This window comes from Kurthia sibirica (genome assembly GCF_003143975.1).
Lineage (GTDB): Bacteria > Bacillota > Bacilli > Bacillales_A > Planococcaceae > Kurthia > Kurthia sibirica.
On the sequence record NZ_QFVR01000007.1, the window covers coordinates 153487 to 159656 of the forward strand.

The 6170-nt window shown below is 36.2% G+C and carries 3 protein-coding genes; all 3 read left to right on the top strand.

Going from position 1 to position 6170, the window contains the following annotated elements; translation table 11 throughout:
• The first annotated feature begins 5 nt into the window (after window positions 1-5).
• The 3 genes from gyrB (at window position 6) to DEX24_RS07500 (ending at window position 5798) form a co-directional block, all read left to right on the top strand.
• On the top strand, window positions 6-1928 hold the full coding sequence (gene gyrB / locus DEX24_RS07490; RefSeq protein ID WP_109305799.1) for a DNA topoisomerase (ATP-hydrolyzing) subunit B: 1923 nt from the start codon (window positions 6-8) through the stop codon (window positions 1926-1928).
• Window positions 1929-1953: 25 nt separating this feature from the next.
• Window positions 1954-4506, top strand: coding sequence for a DNA gyrase subunit A (gene gyrA, locus DEX24_RS07495; RefSeq protein WP_109305800.1), 2553 nt, complete (start codon window positions 1954-1956; stop codon window positions 4504-4506).
• 209 nt (window positions 4507-4715) lie between these two features.
• A complete protein-coding gene (locus DEX24_RS07500; RefSeq protein WP_109305801.1) occupies window positions 4716-5798 on the top strand; it encodes an HD-GYP domain-containing protein in 1083 nt (360 codons plus the stop codon).
• Window positions 5799-6170: the final 372 nt, after the last annotated feature.

Consider the following 6170-nt stretch of genomic DNA (forward strand, 5'->3'; position numbering starts at 1 on the left):
TAATAATGGCATTAGAGGAAAACAACAACAATGCTTCTTATGACGCGGACCAGATACAGGTATTGGAAGGCTTAGAAGCAGTTCGAAAACGTCCAGGTATGTATATTGGTTCAACAAGTTCAAAGGGCCTTCACCATTTAGTATGGGAAATCGTTGATAATAGTATAGATGAAGCTTTAGCAGGGTACTGCGATACTATTACTGTTGCAATTGAAAAAGATAACTGGATTCGCGTCGTTGACAATGGTCGTGGTATCCCCGTAGATACACAAGAAAAATTAGGTAAACCGGCCGTTGAAGTAATTATGACGGTATTGCATGCTGGTGGTAAGTTTGGCGGCGGCGGATATAAAGTTTCTGGTGGTTTGCATGGTGTTGGTGCGTCAGTCGTAAATGCATTATCAATTACAACGATTGTACAAGTTCATCGCAATGAAAAAATCTATGAAATTGTCTTTGAGCGTGGTGCTGTAAAACAACCATTAAAAGTCATTGGCGAAACGGATCATACAGGTACAACGGTAAGGTTTAAAGCAGATGCAGAGATTTTCAAAGAAACAACAGTATATGAATATGATATTTTAGCGCATCGTATTCGTGAACTCGCGTATCTAAATCGTGGTATTACGATGATTATTAAAGATGAGCGTGAAGGGCAAGAAAAAGAAAATATTTATCATTACGAAGGCGGGATTACGTCTTACGTTGAACATATGAATGAAAAGAAAGAACCACTTCATCCTGCAATTGATTTAAAAGGTGAAAAAGATGGTATTTCAATTGAAATTGCTATGCAATACAATAGTGGTTTTGCTTCTAATATTTTTTCGTTTGCAAATAATATTAATACGTATGAAGGCGGAACACATGAATCAGGGTTTAAAACAGCACTAACTCGTGTTATTAATGATTACGCACGTAAAAATGGCTTAATTAAAGATGCTGATGCCAATTTATCGGGCGAAGATGTACGTGAAGGTTTAATTGCCATCGTATCAATCAAACATCCGGATCCACAATTTGAAGGGCAAACAAAAACCAAATTAGGAAACTCTGAAGTGAGTACGATTACAAACTCATTATTCTCAGAACGTTTCGATCGATTCCTACTAGAAAACCCAAATGTTGCCCGTACCATTGTTGATAAAGGACTTATTGCTTCAAGAGCGCGTGTCGCAGCTAAAAAAGCACGTGAAATGACACGTCGTAAATCAGCATTAGAAGTATCTAGTTTACCTGGTAAATTAGCTGATTGTTCTTCAAGAAACCCAGCTGAATGTGAAATTTACATTGTAGAAGGTGACTCTGCCGGTGGTTCTGCAAAATCAGGGCGCGATCGTCATTTCCAAGCAATTTTGCCGTTAAAAGGTAAAATATTGAATGTTGAAAAAGCACGATTGGATCGCATTTTATCGAATGATGAAATACGTGCAATGATTACTGCAATCGGTACGGGAATTGGTGGAGAATTTAATCTAGAAAAAGCACGATATCATAAGATTGTTATTATGACAGATGCCGATGTAGATGGCGCGCATATTCGTACGCTATTATTAACATTCTTCTTCCGCTTTATGAGACCACTTATTGATGCGGGATATATTTATATTGCACAACCGCCACTTTATCAAGTAAAACAAGGTAAACATGTTGAATATTGCTATAGTGATGCTGAACTACAAGAAATTTTAGAACGCTTACCAAAACAGCCTAAACCATTAACACAACGTTATAAAGGTTTAGGTGAGATGAATGCTGAACAACTTTGGGATACAACGATGGACCCTGAGTTCCGTGTCTTACTCCAAGTCGAATTAGATGATGCGATTGAAGCAGATCAAACATTTGATCAACTTATGGGTGATGATGTAGAACCACGTCGTCAATTTATCAATGATAATGCAGTATACGCTGACTTAGATATATAGAAGATTGTGAAGGGAGGTCAACACTTTGTCTGAATCAAACCACTCCGGCGTTAAAGGAGTTAATATTACCAAAACAATTAAAACAGCCTTTTTAGATTACGCGATGAGTGTTATCGTCTCTCGTGCATTACCAGACGTTCGCGACGGATTAAAACCCGTACAACGACGTATTTTATTCGGTATGCAAGAATTGGGTAGTACCGCTGATAAACCATATAAAAAATCAGCGCGTATCGTCGGTGACGTAATGGGTAAATTTCACCCGCACGGTGACTCATCTATTTATGAAGCAATGGTACGTATGGCACAAGATTTCAGCTATCGTTATATGCTAGTAGATGGCCATGGTAACTTCGGTTCTGTAGATGGTGATGGTGCTGCTGCTATGCGTTATACGGAATCTCGTATGTCTAAACTTGCGATGGAAATGTTGCGAGATATTAATAAAAATACAATTGATTATAAAGATAACTATGATGGTAATGAAAGAGAACCATCTGTTTTACCAGCACGCTATCCAAATTTACTAGTAAATGGTGCCTCTGGTATTGCTGTTGGTATGGCTACTAATATTCCACCGCATCACCTTGGGGAAATCATTGATGGTGTGTTAGCTATTTCTGAAAATCCAGCGATTACAACAGAGGAATTAATTGAAATTATTCCAGGTCCTGATTTTCCTACGGGAGGTCTTATTTTAGGGCGTAGCGGTATTCGTCGCGCTTATGAAACTGGACGTGGCTCAATTGTCGTTCGTGCAAAGGTCGAAATTGAGAATACAAGTAGTGGTAAAGAGGTTATCATCGTAAATGAATTACCTTATCAAGTGAATAAAGCGCGCCTTATTGAAAAAATGGCTGAGCTTGTTCGCGATAAAAAAATCGATGGCATTACTAATATTCGCGATGAATCCGATCGAAATGGTATGCGTATAGTAATCGATGTTAGAAGAGATGCAAATGCGAATGTTGTTTTAAATAACCTATACAAACAGACTTCTATGCAGTCGAGTTTTGGTGTTAATATGTTGGCATTAGTAAATGGCCAACCGCAAACATTAGGTATTAAAGAAGTTCTTTATTATTATTTAGAACATCAAAAAGAAGTAATACGTCGCCGTACAGAATTCGAGTTGAAAAAAGCACAGGATCGCGCACATATTTTAGAAGGGCTGCGTATCGCACTGGATCATATTGATGAAATTATCAAATTGATTCGAGCATCGCAAACATCTGAAGAAGCAAAACGTGGTTTGAGTGAACAATATGAGTTATCTGACCGTCAATCTCAAGCTATTCTAGACATGCGTTTACAACGTTTAACTGGTTTAGAAAGAGATAAAATTGAGGGTGAGTATACCGAATTATTAGCATTGATCGCCGAACTACAATCTATTTTAGCTAATGAGTTTAAAATTAAAGAAATTATTCATGAAGAGTTAATGGAAGTAAAAGAACGCTTCAATGATGCACGACGTACAGAAATTATTGCTGGTGGAGCGAATATGATTGAAGACGAAGATTTAATTCCAGTTGAAAAATCAGTTCTAACATTAACGCATAATGGCTATATTAAACGTCTACCTGCTAATACATACCGCAGTCAACGTCGTGGTGGTAGAGGCGTGCAAGGTATGGGGACTAATGATGATGATTTCGTAGAACATTTAATGTATACATCTACGCATGATACAATCCTATTCTTTACATCTAAAGGTAAAACATTTAAAGCGAAAGGCTATGAGATTCCAGAGTATGGTCGTACTGCAAAAGGATTGCCAATCGTCAACTTATTGAATGTTGATAAAGATGAAAAAGTAACTGCGATGATTCGTGTTCCTTCATATGAAGAAGATGCTTACTTTATCTTTACGACTAAAACTGGGGTTACGAAACGTACTTCCTTATCAAACTTTGCTAATATTAGAACAAATGGTTTGATTGCTATCTCATTACGCGAAGATGATGAGTTAATCTCCGTGCGACTTACAGATGGTAAGAAAGATGTTGTAATCGGTACGCATTTAGGCATGTTAATAAGATTTGCAGAAGTTGATATTCGTGCCATGGGTCGTAACGCGGCTGGTGTACGTGGTATTCGTCTACGAGATGATGACTTCGTTGTGGGTATGGAGATTCTTGAAGAAGGACAGGAAATTCTTGTCGTTACTGAGAATGGTTATGGTAAACGTACACATGAAGAAGAGTATCGCTTGCAAACACGTGGTGGTATAGGTATTAAAACATGTCAAATTACAGATAAAAATGGTCCTGTTGTAGCCGTTAAGACGATTACAGGTGAAGAAGATATTATGTTAATTACAATTAACGGTATGCTGATTCGTATGGATATCAATGATGTATCACAAACAGGGCGTAGTACACAAGGTGTCCGTTTAATTCGTTTAGCAAAAGAAGAACTTGTTGCGACTGTTGCAAAAGTTGAAAAAGAAGATCTGCTAGATGAAGAAGAACTTGAAGGTGAACCTTCAGTCCCAACCGAAGATATGGAAGCTACTGATAGCGAACCGTCAATCGAGCCGGAGACAATCGAAGGTACAGAATCAGACGAAGAGTAAAGATTCAAAGTATAGGGGAGGGAATTGCTAGTTATATAGCAATTCCCTCCTTTTTTGTGAAATAGTAATAGCAAAGCGCATTAAATAAGTATATATTTGATAGAAAGAAACTATTAAAAAAGGAATAAAAGGAATTTAGTAGGGACTTTGGATTGTTCTTTTTTAATAAATACATATATTCTCTATAGTTTGGAAGGGAGTTTATACTCATGGAGACATTGAATATCAATTTGCTTGATTTAAAAATCGGAAGTATTCTTGCTGAGGATATTTTTAGTAATACACAATTCCCTATCGCCTACAAAGAAATGAGAGTGAGTAGAGAAGTACTGCTTGTTCTGAAAGCTTTTAATATTAATAAAGTGTTAATTGTGAAACCAGCGCTAGATAATAGTATGGATAAGACGAGTGAATCTTTGGAAGTAAACGAGAAAAAAGAAGATTCATTATCATTTGAAAAACGATTTATTACTAGCGTTCAAAAGTTCAAAGTTGAATTTTTGAATTGGGAATCAGGCTCGAAGGTAGATCTTATCAAGGTACGTGATGTAATTATGCCGTTGATTACAGAAATGATTACAGACCGAACAAAAATATTCATGTTAAATGATTATGCAGATTCAAAAGAATATATATACTATCACTCAGTATCGGTTGCTTTGATTGCTGCCGTTATTGCCGATAAGATGGGATATAACCGTGGAGACGTTATTCAAGTAGCGACGGCCGCTATACTGGCAGATAGCGGAATGGCGAAAATTAGTAAACGCATACGTTTTAAACCAGGTGCGTTAACTGAAAATGAATTTAAAGAAGTGCGAGACCATCCAAATTATAGTTTGAAAATGGTGAAGGATCTTCAACTATTAAAATCAGAAATGAAGTTAGCTATTATTCAACATCATGAACGATTAGATGGAAGTGGTTATCCAAATAGTACTAAAGGGGAGCAAATTAGCAAGATTGCACATATTATTGCGATTGCAGATATGTTTCATGCTATGACAAGTGAACGTTTATATAAGAAGAAAGAGTCAGTTTTTAAAGCGGTTGAAATTATTAGAGAATCATCTTTTGGTAAACTCTATATAGAAGTAGTTCAAGCTTTATTAGCTTGTGTAGAAGGGTTACCTTTAGGAACGGTAGTAGAATTGTCGAACTCGCTTATTGCAACAATCGTATTTACAAATAAGAATATGGTTACTCGACCAGTTGTTAAAGTCGAACATAGTGATGAGTTAATTGATCTTAATCAAAAGCGTAATGTCTACATTCATAGAATCTATATGTAGAGAATGTTTTTTTGCATTCTCTATTGCTTTTTAAAAAACTATTAGGTATAATAATAAAGTTGAGTTAATCACTTACAAGTTATTTAAAAACAACTTTAAAAAAGTTCTTGACACATTATATGTTTTATTGATATAATAACTAAGTCGTCAAAACAGCCGACGAAATACAAATTAAATTATCTTAATAAAGTTGTTGACAACTTAAAGTTATGGTGATATAATAAGTAAGTCGTTAAGGTGACTTCGCGACAACAACAAAACATGAACCTTGAAAACTAAACAAGCAGTGAAGTTAATCAATATAAAGTCTTACAAACTTTAATTAGTGCGTAAGCAAACGAAGACATTCTATTCGTAGAATGTCGTTATCGA

Bases quoted from the DNA above. Each gene is read 5' to 3' on its own strand.
- gyrB (WP_109305799.1), top strand. From the start codon at position 6: ATGGCATTAGAGGAAAACAACAACAATGCTTCTTATGACGCGGACCAG.
- DEX24_RS07500 (WP_109305801.1), top strand. From the start codon at position 4,716: ATGGAGACATTGAATATCAATTTGCTTGATTTAAAAATCGGAAGTATT.